The sequence below is a fragment of the Faecalimonas canis genome (assembly GCF_054601575.1).
Genome location: NZ_BAAHSI010000004.1, coordinates 92288 through 114136 on the forward strand (window position 1 = coordinate 92288; position 21849 = coordinate 114136).

Sequence of the window (21849 nt, forward strand, 5' to 3'; positions counted from 1 at the left end):
TACACTTATAACGGTTATTAAAGTGACATGAAGAACCATGCAAGTTCTTCCTGTTGCTTATGTAAAGTACAAAGAACGGCAATAGAAAGGTACAGGAAGATACTTTGTACCTTACATAAGCAATAAGAAAAAGAAATGAAGGAGATGAAACAGGTGTCGAATCGGGTTAAATTTATATTAAAAAGAATTGTATATTCGTTCATTACAATTGTTGTTCTGATTGGATTCACATTTACATTGATGCATATGTTACCGGGAGATCCTTTCTCAGGCGGTAAGGCTATTCCGGAGGCAACAAAAGCAGCGTTATTTGAAAAGTATGGTTTGGATAAACCGGTACTTGTTCAATTTTTTATTTACTTAGGAAATGTATTTAAAGGAGATTTAGGAGTTTCTCTTCCTGACGGACGTCAGGTTACAGATATTATTGCACAGGCGTTTCCGGTATCATTTGAACTTGGTATGCGTGCTTTAATTTTTGCATTTATTATGGGTATTTTATTAGGAGTAGTTGCGGCTGTAAAACGAGGAACATTTTGGGATAGTGCTTCAATGTTCTTTGCTCTTGTAGGTGTATCTGTTCCGTCATTTATTATTGGTTCGGTATTACAGTATTTCTTAGGGTTAAAGTTATATGAAGTTACAGGTGTAGAAGTATTTGCAATCTTAGGTTGGGGTTCGGAGAATTCTAAAATTCTTCCGGCGTTTGCGTTGGCGTTTGGTTCAATGGCAACGATAAGCCGTTTGATGCGTACAAGTATGCTTGATGTATTGAATTCAGATTATATTAAGACAGCGAAAGCAAAAGGGTTAAGTCAGAAAGCAATTATTTGGAAACACGCAGTTCGTAATGCGATTATGCCTGTCATTACAGTAATGGGACCATTGGTTGCTTCTGTATTAACAGGTGCGTTCGTTGCAGAAAATATTTTTGCTATTCCGGGTCTTGGAAAATACTTCGTACAGTGTGTACAGACAAATAACTACCCAGTCATTGCCGGTACTACGATTTTCTATGGTACATTCTTAATTTTAGCAAACCTTGTCGTAGATTTAATTTACGGTTTCATTGACCCAAGAGTAAAATTGACTGGTGGAAAGGAGTAGTACAATGAGAGTGAAAAAAGAAAAGGCATTGGAAGTAGCACAGATGCCACGTAAAGCATATGATGTCAGCGGGAAAATTCCTGCAGAAGCGTTTGAACATATCGGAACAGATGCAGAGAGCATGGAATCCATTGCACGTCCGTCTGTTAGTTTTTGGAAAGATGCGTTTAATCGTGTAAAGAAAAGTAAAGTGGCTGTTGTCTGTCTTATACTTTTATTATTGTTATTACTTGGATCTATTTTTATTCCAATGATTAGCCCGTTTGATTATTCATCACAGAATGTTGCATTTGCAAATCAACCGATAATGAGCGAAGATCCTGTAACAGGGCAGACACACATTTTTGGAACAGACGCTCTTGGTCGTGATGTATTTGTCCGTGTTTGGATGGGTGCGAGAGTTTCTCTTACAGTTGCGATTGTCGTAGCGTTGATTGACTGTTTTATCGGTGTTATTTATGGTGGTATTTCAGGTTACTTCGGAGGAGCAGTTGATAATGTGATGATGCGTATTGTGGAAATCATCAGTGGTATTCCATATTTGATTATCGTTATTCTCTTGATGACGGTATTACCTCGAGGAATCGGAACGATTATCGTTGCCTACTCTCTGACGGGGTGGACCGGTATGGCAAGACTTGTTCGTGGGCAGGTAGTGAGCCTTGGAGAACAGGAATTTGTTATCGCTGCCAAATCAATGGGAGCAAAACCGGCTAGAATTATTTCTAAACATTTAGTACCGAATATTTTAAGTGTTATTATCGTAAATATTACATTGGATATTCCGGCAGTTATCTTTACAGAAGCCTTCTTGTCTATGTTAGGTCTTGGTATTGCACCGCCGAAAGCTTCATGGGGAATTATGGCGAATGATGGTATTTTGACATTCCAGATGTATCCGAGTCTTTTGATAGTTCCTGCGATATTCATCTGTATTACGATGCTTTCGTTCAACTTGTTGGGTGACCAGTTAAGAGATGCATTTGACCCTAAATTAAGGAGGTAACTAGAAATGGAACATATTTTAAATATAGAAGATTTGCACGTTTCCTTTGATACATATGCAGGAGAAGTTCATGCAGTCAGAGGTGTTTCCCTTCATGTAGATGAGGGGGAAGTGCTTGCAGTCGTTGGAGAAAGTGGTTGCGGTAAGAGTGTAACTGCTCAGACAATTATGAAATTAAATCCAATGCCACCTGCAAGAATTAAAGAAGGAAGCATTGATTTATGCGGAAAAGATATTGTTGCAATGAGCGACAAAGAAATGCAGGAAATTCGCGGACAGTTAGTCAGCATGATTTTCCAGGATCCGATGACTTGTTTAAATCCGACAATGAAAGTTGGAAAACAGTTGACGGAAACATTGAAGAAACATAAAAAAATTTCTAAAGAAGAAGAAAAGGCGGAAGCAATTAAACTGTTGAACATGGTACAGATTCCTAATGCGGAAGAACGTGTAAATCAGTATCCGCATGAATTTTCAGGTGGTATGCGTCAGCGTGCTATGATTGCAATGGCTTTAGCTTGTAAACCGAAGTTATTGATTGCTGATGAGCCGACAACTGCGTTGGACGTAACAATTCAGGCTCAGATTATGAAATTACTTGCAGAGTTAGGAAAAGAAACAAAGACAGCAGTTATTTTGATTACGCATGACTTAGGTGTTGTGGCTAATCTTGCTGACCGTGTATCTGTTATGTATGCAGGTAAAGTTGTGGAAGAAGGAACAGTGGGTGATATTTTCTATCGCTATGCTCATCCATATACAGAAGCATTGTTAAAGAGTCTTCCTACGGTAGATACAAAGAAAGATGAAGAACTTGTTTCTATTCCGGGAACACCACCGGATTTATATGCTCCGCCACAGGGGTGTGCTTTTGCAAGCCGTTGTGAAAAATGTATGAAGATTTGTAAGAAAAACCAGCCTCCTGTATTTGACTTGGGAGAAGGTCATAAGGCTTCATGCTGGCGTTTGCATCCGGATTTTCCAGATAAAAAGGAGGAAAATTAGCAATGGAGAAATTAATCACACTAGAAAACGTATCAAAACATTTCCATGTGGGACGTAAACAGACATTGGTTGCGGTAAATAACGTAAGCATGGATATTTATAAAGGAGAAACTCTCGGTGTCGTAGGTGAATCGGGGTGTGGAAAATCTACACTTGGACGTACGGTAATGGGGATATATAGTGCAACTTCAGGAAAAATTACTTATAACGGTGAGGAAGTAAGCGTAAAAAGAACAAAAGACCGTTATGAATATTCTAAGAAAGCACAGATTATTTTCCAAGACCCATATGCTTCATTAAATCCTCGTATGACAGTAGGAAGCATTATTGAAGAGGGTATGGAAATTCATAATATGTATACGAAGGAGAAACGACGTGAACGTGTATACGAATTACTTGAAACAGTTGGACTGAACAGAGAACACGCTAACCGTTTCCCTCATGAATTCTCAGGTGGACAAAGACAACGTATCGGGATTGCCCGTGCATTAGCGGTAGAACCTGAATTTATCGTTTGTGATGAGCCGATTTCTGCTCTTGACGTTTCTATCCAGAGCCAGATCATTAACTTGTTAAAAAATCTTCAGGAAGAGCATGGATTTACTTATATGTTTATCGCTCATGACTTGAACATTGTAAAATATATTTCAGACAGAATCGCTGTTATGTATCTTGGCAACCTCGTGGAACTCGCAGATAGTGATGAAATCTACGAGCACACGTTGCACCCATATAGTCAGGCGTTATTGGATGCGGTACCAATACCGGATCCGGAAAAGGAGTCTTCGAAGGAAAGAAAACTTTTGTCGGGAGATGTACCAAGTCCAATTAACCCTAAACCAGGATGTCCGTTCGCCGGACGTTGTCCAAAGGCAACTGAAGCCTGCAGGACGACATCGCCTGAATTGAAAGAGGTAAGACCAAATCATTTCGTGGCATGTCACTTATACTAAAGGAATAGAGAAATAAATAAAAACAGAGTTACTTATTTTGGTAACTCTGTTTTTTGTTGCCGTTTCATTGAAAAGTGGGAAAAATATTTCTGAATGATGAAAACTCCGATAATAATTTCATAAATATATAGAAAATATTGAGATAAAGTGTTAAGATGAACAAAATAGTTTGCGTTTGGTTACAAAAAATATGCACTATTCACAAAAAAGGAGGGAACGAAATGAAAAAGAGAAATCGGATCGTATCATTGCTTTTGACAGGTGCGTTAGTTGTGACTCCGATGCTTAGCATGGATGGATTGGGATTAGAAGTTAAGGCAGCGGATAATCAATTTAAAGGCGAAGAGTGGTACGACCAAATCGAAACTGTTGAGGTTAACCGTGAAGCCGCTAGAGCGGCATTTACACCTTATGAATCGGCAGACAAGGCTTTGCAGAATGAGAAATCTGCTTTGGACGAAGCGGATGAAGCAGACTCCAAGTGGTATAGAACATTGAACGGAGAATGGAACTTTAAGTATGCAGAGAAACCTGCCGATAGATTAAACACAGAACGTGGTAAAGAAGCTAAGAATTATAAAGAAAACTGGAATACGGAAGGTTGGGATAAAATCCAAGTTCCAAGCAATATTCAAACCCAAAAAGATGAAAAAGGCAATTTTAAGTACGACACACCAATTTATGTAAACCAAACATATCCGTGGGCGAATTATGAAAAAGTCCAATATCACACAAACGGATTGAATAAACCTGTTGCACCGACAGTGAAAAACAGTGTCGGACAGTACAAAAGAACTTTTGAAATACCGGAAGATTGGGACGGTCGTGAAGTGTTTGTATCTTTTCAAGGTGTAGAATCAGCGTTCTATCTCTATGTAAATGGAGAGCGAGTAGGATATGCCGAGGATAGTTATACGGTAGACGAGTTCAACATTACGGATTATCTAAAAGAAGGAGAAAATACAATTGCGGTGGAAGTTTACCGCTGGTCAACCGGAAGTTACCTTGAGAATCAGGACTTTATCCGTCTAAGCGGTATATTCCGAGATGTATATTTATACTCTAAAGACAAGGTGGAAATCCGTGATTTCTTTGTGAAGACAGACCTTGACGAGAATTATGAAAACGCAACGTTAACATTAGATGCGGACATCAGAAGTCTTGATAAAAATGTATCGGGCAAATATACGGTTAAGGCAGATTTGTACGAGATGGACAGTGATAAGAAAGTTTGGGATGCCCCTCTTTCTTTCGATGTAGATGTAAAAGCGGGCAAATCTACGGTTGAAGAACAGGCAGATGACAAAGGACAAAGAGGAACCGGTTCTAAAGAAGTTGTAAATCCAAAGAAATGGTTTGCGGATACACCGAACTTGTATCGTCTTTTAATTCAACTTGTAGACAAGGACGGCAAAGTAGTTGAAACTGTATGTCAGAGAGTAGGCTTCCGTGAAATAGGTAAAGTGGACATCAATGATGCAGGTCAGGAACAGGCACAGATTAACGGCAAGAAAATTATGTTCCGTGGAACAAACCGTCATGAAACAGACCATATTAACGGACGTGCTTTGACAAAAGAAGATATTCGCACAGACTTAATGACAATGAAACAGTTTAATGTCAATGCAATCCGTACTTCACACTATCCAAATCATCCATACACATATGCGTTGGCGGATGAACTTGGAATTATGATGTGTGATGAAGCGAATATTGAATCACATAAAGGTTCTTTTGATGGTGGTGCAGACATTCCTTCAGGCGAACCGGCTTGGAACAATGCTGTTATGGACAGAACGATGAATATGGTAGAGAGAGATAAAAACCATGCTTCCGTTGTGATTTGGTCGCTTGGAAATGAATCCACATATAAAAACCACACAATGAATGAGAGATATTGTTTCAATAATTCAACAAAATGGATTTTACAACGTGACCCTTCAAGATTGAGGAAATATGAACGTGATAACCGTTATACAAAGGGTGAACGTGAAAATTCTATGGTAGATATTTATTCTTCACAGTACTGGGCGGTTTCAGGCGTGGAAGGACATGTGACAAATACGGCAAACAAAGCGCCTTACATTCAGTCTGAATATGCACATGCAATGGGAAATGCTCTCGGTAACTTCAAAGAATATTGGGATGTATTCCGTAAATATGAAAATGCACAGGGCGGATTTATTTGGGACTGGATGGATCAGTCTATTCAGACAAACGCAGTTAATAAGACAGATTACTATGTGAAAAATGATGACGGAAGTAAAACCGCAATTAAAGGAACGCTGGTAGACGGTCAGAAAGATAAAGCACTTGATGGATATGTACTTGTTCCTAATAAATCTGCGAACGGCAGAGAGATTACTTTAGGAGCATGGGTGAAATATAACGGAGGTAACGGAAGCGATCAGGCAATTATTTCCAAAGGTGACTCAGGTTATAACTTGAAAATTACAAAGGCAAATGATCAAATTGAATTTTTCGTAGACGGTTGGAATGCCGGAACATTGACAGCGTCATTCCCTCAAGATAAAATCGGCAAATGGACATATATTGCAGGAACTTATGAGAATGGAAAATATACTTTATATGCTGACGGAGAAAAACTTGGTGAGAAAGCAATTACTAAGGGAGAGAATGTAGATAGTGCATCATACAGAATAGGTATTGGTGAAGACCCTGAATATTCGGGAAGAAGATTTAATGGTCTGATTGACGGTGTCCGTGTTTTAAATGTTGCAAATGCAGAACCGGATTATCGGCCAAAAGAGAATGAAGTTGTGTATTCTATGGATTTTAAGGATGACCAAATTGTCGCAGAAGGAACGAACTATCCTGAAGGAACAACTTACTTTGGATACGGCGGTGACTGGGGCGAAAAGGTAACAGACAGAGATTTCTGCTGTAATGGTTTGATGAATGCGGACAGAACGCCTTCGCCGGAATTATATGAAGTGAAGAAAGTACATCAAGAAGTTTCTTTCTATGATGACGGCGAAGCAAAAGACGGTAAAGTTCGTATTGTAAATGAATTTTTGAATACAAACTTAAAAGAATATGATATTACATGGAAGTTATTGAAAGATAATGGTATTATAAAACAAGGCATACTTACGGATGAAGAGAAAAATATCGAAGCCGGAGCGGAAAAAGTTATCGAATTAAAAGATTTCCCTGAAATCAAAGCGGTAGAAGGCTCTGATTATATTTTGGAATTTGACGTAACATTGAAGGAAAATCAGAACTGGGCAGGAACATACGGTGGAAAGAAAGGAAGCGAGATTGCGTTTGAACAGTTAGAACTTTCTTGTGAAGACGAAACACCACGCCCAACAATTAATGTAAACGATGCAAACAACATTCAGGTTACAGACGGCGAAAAAGACCTTGTTCTCAGCGGAAGTGAAAAAGACGGGGACAAATTCTCTGTAACAATCGACAAGACAACAGGTTATATCACAAACTATACAGTAAATGATGAAGTTCTCCTAAAAGACGGACCAAAACCGGATTACTGGAGAGCGAGAGTAAGCAATGACCCGAACTTTAAAGACGGAATGAAAAATGCAGCGAAAAACTTTAAAGTAGCAAAATGTGAAGTGGACGCAAAAGACAAAGTGGTAAATGTTCATGTAGAAGGGACGATTGAGGGCATTAACTCTCCAAATACAATCAACTATCAGATTTATGCAAACGGAGATATTGTTGTAACAAATAGTTTCACTCCTGCAAATAATGACACAGTAGGTGACATTGCAAAAGTCGGAATGAGAATGATTGTGCCTGCAGGATATGAAAACGTAACTTATTACGGAAGAGGACCACAGGAAAACTATGTGGACAGAAAGACAGGAGCAAGAGTAAGTATTTATAAAGACACTGTCACAAATATGTTTGAGGACAAATATGTAAGACCGCAGGAAAATGGAAGCAGAAGCGACGTAAGATGGACCGCATTGACAAAAGGTGAAAACGGTACAGGCGTTATGATTGCTGCGGAAAATATGATGAATATGAGTGCGTTGCATTACAAATCGGAAGATATTCATAAAGTATGGAATGGTTTCGGACATCCGCATCAGGTTCCGAAAACAGAAGATGTTATTCTTTCTGTAGATACTGCACAAAGAGGACTTGGAAATGCAAGTTGTGGTCCGGGACCTTTAGGACAGTATACTTTACAGAAAGGTCAGACATATACACAGACATTTAGAATTACACCAATTACAAAAGCGGCGGCAGATGCGAATACATTTGTTAAAGAAAGAATGGAAAATAGTAAACTGGATGTCAACTCTACAATGCCGATTAAGAACATCACATTAGATGGTAAAGCGTTGGACGGTTTTGATGCATCTCAGACAGAATATACACATCAACTCTTTAATAAAGAGAATGTGAAACTTCCTGTGGTAGATGTTGTTAAAAACGGGGAAGACGTAAATGTTCAAATTGAACAGCCGACACAGGAGAAACCTGTAGCGACAATTCGTGCGACATCAGGATATGGAATTGAAAAAGTATATACAGTCAACTTTGAACTTGTAGATCAGATGTACATCAGTGATATGAATTGGTTGGTTGATAAAGCAGGATATAGTGCGAATATGCGTGATAAATGTACTTGCGGTGCGGAATTAGGCGTATGGGTTGATGGAAAGGCAACTAAATTTGACAAAGGTGTAGGTTCACATGCACCTTCAGAAGTAACCGTAAATGTGGAAAACTTGGATGCGACAACATTTAAAGCGGTTGCGGGTATCGGTAAGGAACAGAAAAACAATGGAGAAGTGAACTTTGTTGTCAAAGTAGACGGTAAAGAAGTGTTCCGCAAAGACGGTGTGAAATTTAAGACATCAGTTCTTGTAAGTGTAGATATTAGAGGAGCAAAAACAGTTTCTCTTATTACCGAAACCAATGGTTCAGACGGTAATGACCATGCGACATGGGCAGACGCAAAACTTGTTCACGAAGTTGTCTTTACTGAATTGGAAAAGGCAATTAAAGAGTATGAAACAATCGCAGAACACAGTGCAGACTACTCTAAGAAAACTTTTGCTGATTACACAGCGGCATATGAAAGCGGAAAGGCAATTCTTGAAAAAGAAAATGTAAAACAGGAAGAAGTAGATAAGGCGGTAGTAGCGCTCAATGAGGCAAAATCTGCGCTTGCAAATGTAGCGGAATTACGCAGGAAGGCAGAAGAATATAAAGTATTAGATGCTAATCTCTATCTGAAAGACAGTTATGATGCACTTCAGAAGGTTGTTACAGATGCAATTACACTTGCGGATGATGAAAATGCAACAGCAGAACAGGTAAATGCAATGATGAAATCTTTGGAAGACGCATTTGCGAAATTAATTCCATTAGATGAAAATCGTCAGAAACTGATTGACGCAATCAAAAAATTTGAAGAACTGGCTAAAAAACAGGAAGCAGAACACTGTTATACAGAAGGAAGTTGGAACGCGTACAAAGATTTAATTGATGATGCAAAAGAAATGCTAAACAACGCGGAAGCAACAGGAGAAGATGTTACAGACCTCGTTGATAAAATCAATCAGGCAAAAGACGCTCTCGTTGATATTAGCGTATTAAGAAAAGTTGTCGCTGAATTAAATTGCGATGAAGTAAACTATACGGCAAAATCTTATGCGGAATATGAAGCGTTTGTAAAAGTTGCGGAAGACGTTCTTACAAAAGCAGATGCAACTCAGGAAGAAGTAGATAAAGCCATTGAAGACCTTAGCAAAGAAAACGTGGAAAATATTCTTGTAGACATTTCTGCGTTAAAGAGTCTGGTAACTGAAGCAGAAAACCTTAAAAAAGATGACTATGAAGAGGATGCATGGCAGACACTTCAGAATGAAATGAGCAAAGCAAAAGTTTTATATCAGGAGGCGACAAAAGAACAGGTTGCAGAACAGTTGAAAGCATTGCAGGCGGCAATGGAGAATGTGAAAGAACCTGATAAACCGATCGATCCTGATCCGGAACCACCAGTTGATCCGAACCCTGAGCCACCGATTGATAATGGTAATGGTAATGGAAACGGAAATGGTAGCGGTAATGGAAACGGAAACAGTAGTGGAAATGGCAATGGAAATAACAATGGAAATAGCGGTGGAAGCGGAAACAACAGTGGAAATAATACTTCCGGAGGAACACATGGAACAGCGAAGACGGGAGATACAACTCCAATTGCCCTTTGGGGTGCGCTATTCGTAGCAGCGTCAGCAGGAATCGCTTGTATTTTTGTTAAGAGAAGAAAAGACAGATAAATAATAAGGCGGTCGGTTATGATACCGGCCGTCTTGTTCGTGCGTATTCATACAATATTTTATCAGTTATAAAAAACCTCTTGACAAGCCCGAAACCGTATGATACAGTTAAAAATGCACTATTGTGGAAAATCATGCCCACATAATGCGATGAAAATCGGTGGAAAAGCCGTTTTTCATTGTATATTACGAGGAAAATAACATGAGAGCCAAATAAATATACAAGGAGTGAAACGTCAATGGAGAAAAACAGAATTCGTCCCATCACAAATGGAAAAAGTTCTCGCATGAGCTATTCTAGACAAAAAGAAGTGCTTCAGATGCCTAACTTAATCGAAGTTCAGAAAGATTCATATCAGTGGTTTCTTGATGCTGGATTAAAAGAAGTATTTGAAGATATTTCTCCGATCGCTGATTATAGCGGTCACTTGAGTTTGGAATTTGTTGATTTTACATTATGCGAAGATGATGTAAAGTACACAATTGAGGAATGCAAAGAACGTGATGCAACATATGCGGCACCGCTTAAGGTGAGAGTAAGACTTTATAATAAAGAAACAGATGAGATTAACGAACATGAGATTTTCATGGGAGATTTACCGCTGATGACAAAGACAGGTACATTTGTTATCAACGGAGCAGAACGTGTTATCGTAAGTCAGTTAGTGCGTTCACCGGGGATTTACTATGCGATTGCTCATGATAAGATTGGGAAAGAATTATATTCTTCCACAGTAATTCCAAATCGTGGAGCGTGGTTAGAATATGAAACAGACTCCAATGACGTTTTCTATGTACGTGTAGATAGAACGAGAAAAGTACCTATCACAGTGCTTATTCGTGCATTGGGATATGGTACAAATGCGGAAATCTTAGAATTATTCGGTGAAGAACCTAAGATTCAGGCAAGTTTTCAGAAAGATACGGCAGAAAGTTATCAGGAAGGTCTTTTGGAGTTATATAAGAAGATTCGTCCGGGCGAACCGCTTGCAGTGGACAGTGCAGAAAGTTTAATCACAAGTATGTTCTTTGATGCAAGACGTTATGATTTAGCGAAGGTAGGCCGTTATAAATTTAATAAAAAATTAGCGTTGAAAAACCGTATTACAGGTCAGGTTGCAGCAGAAGATATTGCAAGTGCAATTACAGGTGAAGTGATTGTAGAAGAAGGACAGGTAATTACAAGAGAACTAGCAGAAGCAATTCAGAATGGAGCCGTTCCGTTTGTATGGGTAAAAGGTGAAGAGCGTAACATTAAAATTCTTTCTAATATGATGGTAGATTTAGAAAGTGTAGTAGATGTAGATGCAAAAGAATTAGGAATTGCTGAATTAGTATACTATCCTGTATTAGCGGATCTTTTGGAAGAAACAGGCGGTGACATTGACGAATTAAAGGAAGAAATCCGTAGAAATATTCACGAATTGATTCCGAAACATATTACAAAAGAAGATATTTTAGCATCAATCAACTACAATATCCATTTGGAATATGGTATCGGAACAGATGATGATATCGACCATTTAGGAAACAGACGTATCCGTGCGGTTGGTGAATTGTTACAGAACCAGTACAGAATTGGTTTATCAAGATTGGAAAGAGTTGTTCGTGAAAGAATGACAACTCAGGATTTGGAAGGAATTTCTCCGCAGTCACTCATTAATATCAAACCTGTAACGGCAGCAGTGAAAGAATTCTTCGGTTCTTCTCAGTTGTCGCAGTTCATGGATCAGAATAACCCACTCGGGGAGTTGACACATAAAAGACGTTTGTCAGCACTTGGTCCTGGTGGTCTTTCAAGAGATAGAGCTGGATTTGAGGTTCGAGATGTTCACTATTCACACTATGGAAGAATGTGTCCGATCGAAACTCCTGAAGGTCCTAATATCGGTTTGATCAACTCTCTTGCTTGTTATGCAAGAATTAATGAGTACGGATTTGTGGAAGCGCCATACCGTAAGATTGATAAAACAGATCCGAAAAATCCTGTTGTAACAGAAGAAGTTGTTTACATGACAGCAGACGAAGAAGATAACTATCATGTAGCACAGGCGAATGAGCCTCTTGATGCAGAAGGACACTTCATTCACAAGAACGTATCAGGTCGTTATCGTGAAGAAACACAGGAATATGAAAAGACAGCATTTGACTACATGGATGTATCACCTAAGATGGTATTTTCTGTAGCGACTGCACTTATTCCTTTCCTTGAAAATGATGACCCGACTCGTGCGTTAATGGGATCAAACATGCAGCGTCAGGCAGTACCTCTTCTTATGACGGAGGCACCGGTTGTCGGCACAGGTATGGAAACAAAAGCCGCTGTCGATTCAGGTGTTTGTATTGTTGCTGAGCAGGCAGGTGTTATCGAACGTTCTACATCAAAAGAAATTGTTGTAAAACAGGATGATGGAACAAGAAAAACATATAAATTAACAAAATTCTTACGTAGTAACCAGAGTAACTGCTACAACCAAAGACCAATTGTTGTCAAAGGTGAAAGAGTAGAAGAAGGTCAGGTGATCGCAGACGGACCATCTACATCAAATGGTGAAATGGCACTTGGTAAAAACCCACTTATCGGATTTATGACATGGGAAGGTTACAACTACGAAGATGCTGTTTTATTAAGTGAAAGATTAGTACAGGATGATGTTTATACATCAATCCATATCGAAGAATATGAAGCAGAAGCGCGTGATACAAAACTCGGACCTGAAGAAATCACAAGAGATATTCCGGGTGTAGGTGACGATGCGTTGAAAGACCTTGATGACAGAGGGATTATCCGTATCGGTGCTGAAGTTCGTGCAGGCGACATTTTAGTTGGTAAAGTTACTCCTAAGGGAGAAACAGAACTGACAGCAGAGGAAAGATTACTTCGTGCAATCTTCGGTGAGAAAGCGAGAGAAGTAAGAGATACTTCACTTAAAGTACCTCATGGAGAATATGGTATTGTTGTAGATGCGAAAGTATTTACAAGAGAAAATGGCGATGAATTGTCACCTGGTGTAAATCAGGCAGTTCGCATTTACATTGCACAGAAGAGAAAAATTTCCGTAGGAGATAAAATGGCGGGTCGTCACGGTAACAAGGGTGTTGTTTCCCGTGTATTACCTGTAGAAGATATGCCATTCTTACCAAACGGTCGTCCTTTGGACATCGTATTGAACCCACTTGGTGTGCCTTCTCGTATGAATATCGGACAGGTGCTTGAAATCCACTTGAGTCTTGCAGCAAAAGCATTAGGATTTAACATTGCAACACCTGTATTTGACGGTGCGAACGAGGTTGACATTATGGATACACTTGATTTAGCAAACGATTATGTCAACTTAGAGTGGGAAGAATTTGAAGCAAAACATAAAGATGAGTTATTACCGGAAGTTTTGGAATATTTGTCAGAGAACAGAGAACACAGAAAATTATGGAAAGGTGTTCCTCTTTCAAGAGATGGTAAAGTAAGACTCCGTGACGGTAGAACAGGGGAATATTTTGACAGTCCTGTAACTATCGGACATATGCACTATTTGAAATTGCATCACTTAGTAGATGATAAGATTCATGCACGTTCAACTGGTCCTTACTCATTAGTAACTCAGCAGCCCCTCGGTGGTAAAGCACAGTTTGGTGGACAGAGATTCGGTGAGATGGAAGTTTGGGCATTGGAGGCTTATGGTGCATCTTATACATTGCAGGAAATCTTGACAGTAAAATCTGATGATGTTGTAGGTCGTGTAAAAACATACGAAGCAATCATCAAAGGTGAAAATATTCCTGAACCAAGTATTCCTGAATCCTTCAAGGTACTTCTGAAAGAGTTACAGTCACTCGGACTTGATGTAAGAGTACTTCGTGATGACAATACAGAAGTAGAAATTATGGAAACAATAGATTATGGTGAAACGGATTTACACTCAATTATTGAGGGAGATAGAACTTATGCTCCGGAAGATGAATCTTACGGAGAACACGGTTTTAGCCAAAAAGAATTTAAAGGCGATGAGTTAATAGATATTGAAGAAGAACCTGAAAATATCGAATTTGATGAAATTCTTGACGAAGAATAGAAGGGAGTGCCTATATGTCAGCAACAAATAATGAAGCAACATACCAGCCAATGACTTTTGATGCTATTAAGATTGGTTTGGCATCACCTGAAAAGATTTTAGAATGGTCAAGAGGTGAAGTAACAAAACCGGAAACAATTAACTATAGAACATTGAAACCGGAAAAAGACGGTCTTTTCTGCGAAAGAATTTTCGGACCAAGCAAGGACTGGGAGTGTCACTGTGGAAAATATAAGAAGATCCGCTATAAAGGGGTTGTCTGTGACCGTTGTGGAGTAGAAGTAACAAAAGCAAGCGTTCGCCGTGAGCGTATGGGTCATATTGACCTTGCCGCTCCGGTATCACACATTTGGTACTTCAAAGGAATTCCAAGCCGTATGGGCTTAATCCTTGACATTTCTCCAAGAACATTGGAAAAAGTATTATACTTCGCATCTTACATTGTATTAGATAAAGGTGAAACAGATTTACAGTATAAACAGGTATTATCTGAACAGGAATATCAGGAAGCAAGAGAAAAATGGGGAAGCGCTTTCCGTGTAGGTATGGGAGCTGAGTCTATTCAGGAATTGTTACATGATATTGACTTAGATAAAGAATACGATGAATTACAGGGCGGATTAAAAGGAGCAACAGGACAGAAACGTGCAAGAATCGTTAAACGTTTAGAAGTTGTTGAGGCTTTCCGTGAGTCAGGAAACAAACCGGAATGGATGATTTTAAATGCAATTCCGGTACTTCCACCGGATTTACGTCCGATGGTACAGTTAGACGGCGGACGTTTTGCCACATCTGACTTAAATGATTTGTATAGAAGAATTATTAACAGAAATAACCGTTTGAGAAGACTTCTTGAATTAGGCGCTCCGGACATTATCGTTCGCAACGAAAAGAGAATGCTTCAGGAAGCGGTAGATGCTTTGATTGATAACGGACGCCGTGGACGTCCGGTAACAGGTCCTGGAAACCGTCCATTAAAATCTTTATCAGATATGTTAAAAGGTAAATCAGGACGTTTCCGTCAGAACTTACTTGGTAAACGTGTTGACTATTCAGGACGTTCAGTTATCGTAGTAGGACCTGAACTTAAAATTTACCAGTGTGGTCTTCCGAAAGAAATGGCTATCGAGTTATTCAAACCTTTCGTTATGAAAGAACTTGTGGCAAACGGAACGGCGCATAATATTAAAAATGCTAAAAAAATGGTCGAAAGACTTCAGACAGAGGTTTGGGACGTATTAGAAGATGTTATTAAAGAACATCCGGTTATGTTAAACCGTGCCCCTACTCTTCATAGACTTGGTATTCAGGCGTTTGAACCAATCCTTGTAGAAGGTAAAGCGATTAAACTTCATCCGCTTGTATGTACAGCGTTTAACGCCGACTTCGATGGTGATCAGATGGCGGTGCATCTTCCATTGTCAGTAGAAGCGCAGGCAGAATGCCGTTTCTTACTTTTATCTCCAAACAACCTTCTGAAACCTTCAGATGGTGGTCCGGTAGCCGTTCCTTCACAGGATATGGTACTTGGTATTTACTATTTAACTCAAGAAAGACCAGGAGTAAAAGGTGAAGGTAAATTCTTCAAGAACTTAAACGAAGCAATTTTAGCATACGAAAATGAAGTAATCACACTTCATTCAAGAATTACAGTCCGCGTGACAAAAACACTTCCGGACGGAAGAACAATGAGCGGAAATGTAGAATCTACATTGGGACGTTTCTTGTTTAACGAAATCATCCCACAGGATTTAGGATTTGTTGACAGAAGTATTCCGGGAAATGAACTTCTTCTTGAGGTTGACTTCCTTGTAGGAAAGAAACAGAACAAACAGATTCTTGAAAAAGTTATCAACACACACGGTGCAACAGTTACAGCGGAAGTGTTAGATAAGATTAAAGCAACAGGATATAAGTATTCCACAAGAGCAGCGATGACTGTATCCATTTCAGAGATGACTGTGCCACCACAGAAACCGGAAATGATTCAGCAGGCTCAGGATACTGTGGATAGAATTACAAAGAACTTTAAACGTGGTTTAATCACAGAAGAAGAGCGTTATAAAGAAGTTGTAGAAACATGGAAAAACACTGATGATGCTTTGACAAAAGCGCTGTTAGACGGTTTGGACAAATACAACAACATCTTTATGATGGCTGACTCAGGAGCCCGTGGTTCTGATAAACAGATTAAACAGTTGGCAGGTATGCGTGGTTTGATGGCTGATACAACAGGTCGTACAATCGAACTCCCTATCAAGTCAAACTTCCGTGAAGGTCTTGACGTATTGGAATACTTTATGTCTGCCCATGGAGCAAGAAAAGGTCTTTCCGATACTGCTCTTCGTACAGCCGATTCAGGATACTTAACAAGACGTCTTGTTGACGTATCACAGGACTTAATTATCCGAGAAACTGACTGTGTGGAAAAAGGTGCAGAAATTCCGGGTATGTATGTAAAAGCATTCATGGATGGAAATGAAGAAATTGAAAGTTTACAGGAACGTATCACAGGACGTTATGTATGCGAAACAATTTATGATAAAGACGGAAATGTTATTGTAAAAGCAAACCATATGGTTACGCCAAAACGTGCAGAAAACGTTATGAAATATGGTGTAAATAAAGATGGCGGTCCTATTACAGAAGTAAAAATCCGTACAATTTTAACTTGTAAATCACACATCGGTGTTTGTGCAAAATGTTATGGAGCAAACATGGCAACAGGAGAACCTGTTCAGGTTGGTGAGGCAGTAGGTATTATTGCCGCTCAGTCTATCGGAGAGCCGGGTACACAGTTGACTATGCGTACATTCCATACAGGTGGTGTAGCCGGTGGAGATATTACACAGGGTCTTCCTCGTGTCGAGGAACTTTTCGAGGCAAGAAAGCCAAAGGGACTTGCAATTATTACAGAGTTCGGCGGAACTGCCACAATTAATGATACAAAGAAAAAACGTGAGATTATCGTTACGAACAATGAAACAGGTGAATCAAAAGCATATTTAATTCCATACGGTTCAAGAATTAAAATTCAGGACGGAGCAGTATTGGGAGCAGGAGATGAACTTACAGAAGGTAGTGTAAATCCTCACGATATTCTGAAGATTAAAGGATTACGTGCCGTACAGGATTATATGATTCAGGAAGTACAGCGTGTATATCGTCTTCAGGGTGTAGAAATCAATGACAAACATATCGAAGTTGTTGTTCGTCAGATGTTGAAGAAAATCCGTATTGAAGAAAGCGGAGATTCCGATTTCTTACCTGGAACAATGGTAGATGTACTTGACTTTGAAGATGTGAATGAAAAATTAATTGAAGAAGGAAAAGAGGTAGCAACAGGAGAACCGATTATGCTCGGTATTACGAAAGCTTCTCTCGCAACAAATTCATTCTTATCAGCCGCTTCCTTCCAGGAAACAACAAAAGTCCTTACAGAAGCAGCAATTAAAGGTAAAGTTGACCCATTGATTGGTCTGAAAGAAAATGTTCTTATCGGTAAACTGATTCCGGCAGGTACAGGTATGAGAAAATACCGTGATGTAACTTTGGATACCGGAAAGAAACCGGAAGAGGAAGTTGAGTTAGAAGAAGCAGAAGACTTTGAAGACTTTGACATGATAGAAAACATGGAAGAAGTTGAAGAGTCAGCAGAAGAACTTGAAACAATAGAGGAATAAAAAACAGGGCCAAGTGATTCACTTGGCTCTTTTTAAAGTAAAGGGAGGAAACAGATGAAAGAACAACAGAAAAAAGAAGTCTGTGTTGAAAACATTTATAAACTGGATGGAAGAGTTCCTGTTTCAAAAGCCATTCCGTTTGGTTTGCAACATATTTTAGCCATGTTTGTGGCGAACCTGACTCCGATTATTCTGATTGCAACTGCATCGGGAGTAGGTGAAAAACAGCAGGCACTTTTATTACAGAATGCCATGTTTATGGCGGGAATTGCAACATTGATTCAATTATATCCGCTTGGCAGGGTAGGGGCAAGACTTCCTATCGTAATGGGTGTCAGTTTTACTTTTGTTACTTTATTGTCTTATATTGGTACAGAGTATGGGTATGCAACGGTAGTCGGTTCGGTTATCGTAGGCGGTGTTTTAGAAGGTATATTGGGACTTTTGGCAAAATATTGGAGAAAAATTATTACGCCTCTTGTGGCGGGAATTGTAGTTACAACGATTGGATATTCTCTTTTATCGGTAGGAGTTCGCTCTTTTGGCGGAGGTTATACAGAAGACTTTGGTTCTGCGAAAAATCTTATTATCGGAACAGTGACATTGGTTGCCTGTCTTTTGTTCAATATTGTGGCTAAATCATTTTGGAAACAGTTATCCGTATTATTCGGGCTTGTGGTCGGATATATTTTATCCCTCTGTCTTGGAGTAGTTGATTTATCAGGAATTTTTGATGGCGGAATGATTGCTATTCCGAAATTTCTTCCGGTTACGCCTGAATTTAATGTGAATGCGATTGTTGCAGTATTTATTATTTTCATGGTATCTGCGGCAGAAACAATCGGAGATACATCGGCGGTTGTAGCAACAGGACTTGGACGGGAAGTAACGGAAAAAGAGATTTCAGGTTCTCTTGCCTGTGACGGTTTTCTAAGTTCGGTAACAGGACTCTTTGGATGTCCGCCGATTACGTCTTTCAGTCAGAATGTGGGACTTGTTGCGATGACAAAAGTTGTCAACAGATTTACCATTATGATGGGTGCAATTTGTATGATTTTAGCAGGATTTTTCCCACCGATTGCAAACTTCTTTTCATCACTTCCTGAGTCCGTTTTGGGTGGTTGCACGATTATGATGTTTGGTACAATTATGGTAAGCGGTGTACAGATGCTTGCAAGGGCAGGATTTTCACAGAGAAATGTTATTATTACGGCTATTTCACTTGCTATCGGAATTGGATTTACAACGGCAAGTGAGGCTGATATTTGGAGAATTTTTCCTCAGATTGTGAGAGATATTTTCGGAGGAAACTGTGTAGCCATTGTATTTGTTGTTTCAATCTTGTTAAGTCTTTTGCTTCCGCAGAATATGGAGGTAGAGAAACTGGGGCAGTAGGAAAAAGGAAGTGTAAAAATGAAAAAGCAGATGTCGGAATCAATCAGATTAGGAGTTGTCCTTGCTATAGCAGGTGGATTTATGGACGCCTATTCCTATATGTGCAGAGGCAAGGTGTTTGCAAATGCACAGACAGGAAATATTTTATTACTTGGTATTCATTTGTCGGAAAAAGAGTGGAATGTTACGCTAAGATACGCTGTTCCGGTTATTGCCTTTGCAGTGGGAATTGCCCTTTCTGATATGATTAGAATTAGATTGAAGGAGAAAAGCCTTTTACACTGGCGACAAATTTCTATTTTAATTGAGGCGGCTGTACTGGCGGGGGTATGTTTTATTCCACAGAAATATAATCTTCCTGCCAACAGCCTTACTTCCTTTGCCTGTGGCATACAGGTGGAAAGTTTTCGGAAGATTCACGGAAACGGAATTGCGACAACCATGTGTATCGGTAATTTGCGAAGTGCAACTCAAAATATGTGCGAATATTGGCACACAAAAGAAAAGAAAAAATTGAGAAAAGGTTTTCTCTACTATGGAGTCATATTCTGTTTTGTATTTGGAGCAATATTAGGAAATGTGTGTGTCGAGGCATTACAGGAAAAAGCAATAGTGATATGTTCGGGGATATTATTTATTGGATTTATTATGATGTTCGTAGATTGGGAGAAAAGTAGATAGAAAAAACTGTCGGAGTGTTGTCCGACAGTTTTTTGACTATTTCCATTTGTTTTTCATAAGCTATTCGTTTACTTGCTCTAAATTGTCAGGAAAGACTGAAAATGTTTTTGTAAAATCTTCGGTTGTGTTTTCAGAAAATGCGAAAAGTACGGTTTCAGAGTTTCCTGTAATATCAATAGAGTGCAATTCTTTTGCGGGAATACCCAGCAAAAAGTTTTTAAGATTTCCGGTAAACGCTACAAGAGTAGAAGGAGAAGAAGTGGTATCTTCAATGGAGATATATTTTCTTTTAAGATTAAGGCTGTAGAAGTCAGTAGTATAAATCTCTTTTTGTGCATATGAAACAGTTATTTTACCTTGTATGGATGTTTCCTTATTGTGAAAAGGATATGTTGCCATTTCAAAATCAATAGTTGCTGTTACAGGTAAATGTTCTTGCTTTTTATCTGTTAGTAAAAAGCCATATAAGGTATGTGATTTCTTCTCGTTCTTCGGAGTTTTAAAGGAATGATATATGAAGTGGACAGCACATAAAACTCCGACAATTAAAAGAATAGAAAAGAAAATAATAATAAATTTTTTAAAGGATTTTTTCATATACATTCCCCTATTCCTTACTATTAATGTACGTGTTTTTTAATTGCCTCAAAACTTTCTTTGCTGATAACGTGTTCCATTTTGCAGGCATCTTCAGATGCAATTTCTTCCGACACACCAAGTTTGACAAGCCATGCAGTAAGTAATTCGTGACGTTCATAAATCATCTCTGCAATTTCACGTCCGGCATCTGTAAGATAAATGAAACCGGCGTCTGTAACCGTAATCTGATTTTTCTCCCGAAGATTTTTCATTGCTACACTTACGCTGGATTTCTTAAAGCCTAGTTCGTTTGCTATATCTACAGAACGAACAACGGGAAGTGATTTGCTTAATATTAATATGGTTTCAAGATAGTTTTCAGCAGATTCATTCATTGCTGTTTTCATCAATAAAATTCTCCTTTATCTATAAATAATTTACATCAATTTGTGTTTATAAGTATAACATATAAATAAGGAAAAGACAAATTGACAAAAAGTTATTGACAGTGTACTAGAGTTAGTATATACTAACATTAAATGAAAATGTTTATCAAAATCAGAAAGAAGAGGGTGTAATGATGCCATTATCAATGATGACTACAGGCAAGGAAACAGTAATAAAAAAAGTTGGGGGAAAAGAAGAAACAAAAAGATTTTTAGAAAATCTTGGTTTTGTCACCGGAGGAGCAGTGACAGTTATATCGGAGATGGGAGGGAATTTGATTGTAAATGTAAAAAATTCCAGAGTTGCCATTGGAAGAGATATGGCAAATAAAATTATGGTGTAGGAAGGAAAGAGAGTATGAAAACATTGAAACAGATACCTTGTCAGACGACAGTACGAGTGAAAAAATTACATGGAGAAGGTCCTGTGAAAAGAAGAATTATGGATATGGGAATTACAAAAGGAGTAGAAATTTTTGTAAGAAAAGTTGCTCCATTAGGCGATCCTGTGGAAATTACGGTTAGAGGATATGAGTTATCCATACGAAAAGCAGATGCCGAAATGATAGAAGTAGAATAATTTTTTTAATCTACGGTTAGTAAAAACTAACAAAAAGAAGAATAAACAAACTTAAAGGAG

Annotated in this window: 13 protein-coding genes; 11 read left to right on the forward strand and 2 right to left on the reverse strand. The window is 38.8% G+C overall.

All coding sequences use genetic code 11. From position 1 onward, the window contains the following. The first annotated feature begins 144 nt into the window (after nucleotides 1–144). The 9 genes from ACYPXO_RS01165 to ACYPXO_RS01205 all read left to right on the forward strand — a co-directional run bounded on the left by ACYPXO_RS01165 (nucleotide 145) and on the right by ACYPXO_RS01205 (nucleotide 20184). Nucleotides 145–1107 carry an ABC transporter permease gene (locus tag ACYPXO_RS01165; protein WP_459638917.1) on the forward strand — a complete coding sequence of 321 codons (963 nt, stop codon included), beginning with the start codon at nucleotides 145–147 and terminating at the stop codon, nucleotides 1105–1107. A 4-nt stretch (nucleotides 1108–1111) separates the two neighbouring features. After that, entirely contained in the window at nucleotides 1112–2113 is a 1002-nt protein-coding gene (locus ACYPXO_RS01170) for an ABC transporter permease (protein ID WP_009461608.1), read from the forward strand. A gap of 6 nt (nucleotides 2114–2119) precedes the next feature. Beyond that, nucleotides 2120–3118 carry an ABC transporter ATP-binding protein gene (locus tag ACYPXO_RS01175; RefSeq protein WP_009461607.1) on the forward strand — a complete coding sequence of 333 codons (999 nt, stop codon included), beginning with the start codon at nucleotides 2120–2122 and terminating at the stop codon, nucleotides 3116–3118. 2 nt (nucleotides 3119–3120) lie between these two features. Further along, nucleotides 3121–4071 (forward strand): ABC transporter ATP-binding protein, encoded by a 951-nt coding sequence (locus ACYPXO_RS01180; RefSeq protein WP_459638895.1) that lies wholly within the window; start codon nucleotides 3121–3123, stop codon nucleotides 4069–4071. Nucleotides 4072–4292: 221 nt separating this feature from the next. After that, nucleotides 4293–10355 (forward strand): glycoside hydrolase family 2 TIM barrel-domain containing protein, encoded by a 6063-nt coding sequence (locus ACYPXO_RS01185; protein ID WP_459638896.1) that lies wholly within the window; start codon nucleotides 4293–4295, stop codon nucleotides 10353–10355. Nucleotides 10356–10594: 239 nt separating this feature from the next. After that, nucleotides 10595–14425, forward strand: coding sequence for a DNA-directed RNA polymerase subunit beta (gene rpoB, locus ACYPXO_RS01190; RefSeq protein ID WP_459638897.1), 3831 nt, complete (start codon nucleotides 10595–10597; stop codon nucleotides 14423–14425). 14 nt (nucleotides 14426–14439) lie between these two features. Further along, the gene (gene rpoC / locus ACYPXO_RS01195) at nucleotides 14440–18108 is read left to right on the forward strand and encodes a DNA-directed RNA polymerase subunit beta' (RefSeq protein WP_459638898.1); all 3669 of its coding nucleotides are present in this window, start codon (nucleotides 14440–14442) and stop codon (nucleotides 18106–18108) included. Nucleotides 18109–18162: 54 nt separating this feature from the next. Next, a complete protein-coding gene (locus tag ACYPXO_RS01200) occupies nucleotides 18163–19503 on the forward strand; it encodes a uracil-xanthine permease family protein (RefSeq protein WP_459638899.1) in 1341 nt (446 codons plus the stop codon). Nucleotides 19504–19521: 18 nt separating this feature from the next. Further along, nucleotides 19522–20184: a YoaK family protein gene (locus ACYPXO_RS01205; protein WP_459638900.1), complete on the forward strand. Its 663-nt coding sequence runs from the start codon at nucleotides 19522–19524 to the stop codon at nucleotides 20182–20184. A gap of 60 nt (nucleotides 20185–20244) precedes the next feature. Here the strand turns inward: ACYPXO_RS01205 and ACYPXO_RS01210 are convergent, their stop codons facing one another. Both ACYPXO_RS01210 and ACYPXO_RS01215 read right to left on the reverse strand, forming a co-directional pair. Continuing rightward, nucleotides 20245–20787: a hypothetical protein gene (locus tag ACYPXO_RS01210; protein WP_459638901.1), complete on the reverse strand. Its 543-nt coding sequence runs from the start codon at nucleotides 20785–20787 to the stop codon at nucleotides 20245–20247. 17 nt (nucleotides 20788–20804) lie between these two features. Next, on the reverse strand, nucleotides 20805–21170 hold the full coding sequence (locus tag ACYPXO_RS01215; protein ID WP_459638902.1) for a metal-dependent transcriptional regulator: 366 nt from the start codon (nucleotides 21168–21170) through the stop codon (nucleotides 20805–20807). Between the two features lie 170 nt (nucleotides 21171–21340). Between ACYPXO_RS01215 and ACYPXO_RS01220 the strand changes: the two genes are divergently transcribed. Both ACYPXO_RS01220 and ACYPXO_RS01225 read left to right on the forward strand, forming a co-directional pair. Further along, complete coding sequence (locus tag ACYPXO_RS01220; protein WP_459638903.1) at nucleotides 21341–21553, forward strand: FeoA family protein; 213 nt, start codon at nucleotides 21341–21343, stop codon at nucleotides 21551–21553. Between the two features lie 14 nt (nucleotides 21554–21567). Then, on the forward strand, nucleotides 21568–21789 hold the full coding sequence (locus ACYPXO_RS01225; protein WP_459638904.1) for a FeoA family protein: 222 nt from the start codon (nucleotides 21568–21570) through the stop codon (nucleotides 21787–21789). Nucleotides 21790–21849 lie beyond the last annotated feature (60 nt).

Bases quoted from the DNA above. Each gene is read 5' to 3' on its own strand.
- ACYPXO_RS01165 (WP_459638917.1), top strand. From the start codon at position 145: ATGAAACAGGTGTCGAATCGGGTTAAATTTATATTAAAAAGAATTGTA.
- ACYPXO_RS01170 (WP_009461608.1), top strand. From the start codon at position 1,112: ATGAGAGTGAAAAAAGAAAAGGCATTGGAAGTAGCACAGATGCCACGT.
- ACYPXO_RS01175 (WP_009461607.1), top strand. From the start codon at position 2,120: ATGGAACATATTTTAAATATAGAAGATTTGCACGTTTCCTTTGATACA.
- ACYPXO_RS01180 (WP_459638895.1), top strand. From the start codon at position 3,121: ATGGAGAAATTAATCACACTAGAAAACGTATCAAAACATTTCCATGTG.
- ACYPXO_RS01185 (WP_459638896.1), top strand. From the start codon at position 4,293: ATGAAAAAGAGAAATCGGATCGTATCATTGCTTTTGACAGGTGCGTTA.
- rpoB (WP_459638897.1), top strand. From the start codon at position 10,595: ATGGAGAAAAACAGAATTCGTCCCATCACAAATGGAAAAAGTTCTCGC.
- rpoC (WP_459638898.1), top strand. From the start codon at position 14,440: ATGTCAGCAACAAATAATGAAGCAACATACCAGCCAATGACTTTTGAT.
- ACYPXO_RS01200 (WP_459638899.1), top strand. From the start codon at position 18,163: ATGAAAGAACAACAGAAAAAAGAAGTCTGTGTTGAAAACATTTATAAA.
- ACYPXO_RS01205 (WP_459638900.1), top strand. From the start codon at position 19,522: ATGAAAAAGCAGATGTCGGAATCAATCAGATTAGGAGTTGTCCTTGCT.
- ACYPXO_RS01210 (WP_459638901.1), bottom strand. From the start codon at position 20,787: ATGTATATGAAAAAATCCTTTAAAAAATTTATTATTATTTTCTTTTCT.
- ACYPXO_RS01215 (WP_459638902.1), bottom strand. From the start codon at position 21,170: ATGAAAACAGCAATGAATGAATCTGCTGAAAACTATCTTGAAACCATA.
- ACYPXO_RS01220 (WP_459638903.1), top strand. From the start codon at position 21,341: ATGATGCCATTATCAATGATGACTACAGGCAAGGAAACAGTAATAAAA.
- ACYPXO_RS01225 (WP_459638904.1), top strand. From the start codon at position 21,568: ATGAAAACATTGAAACAGATACCTTGTCAGACGACAGTACGAGTGAAA.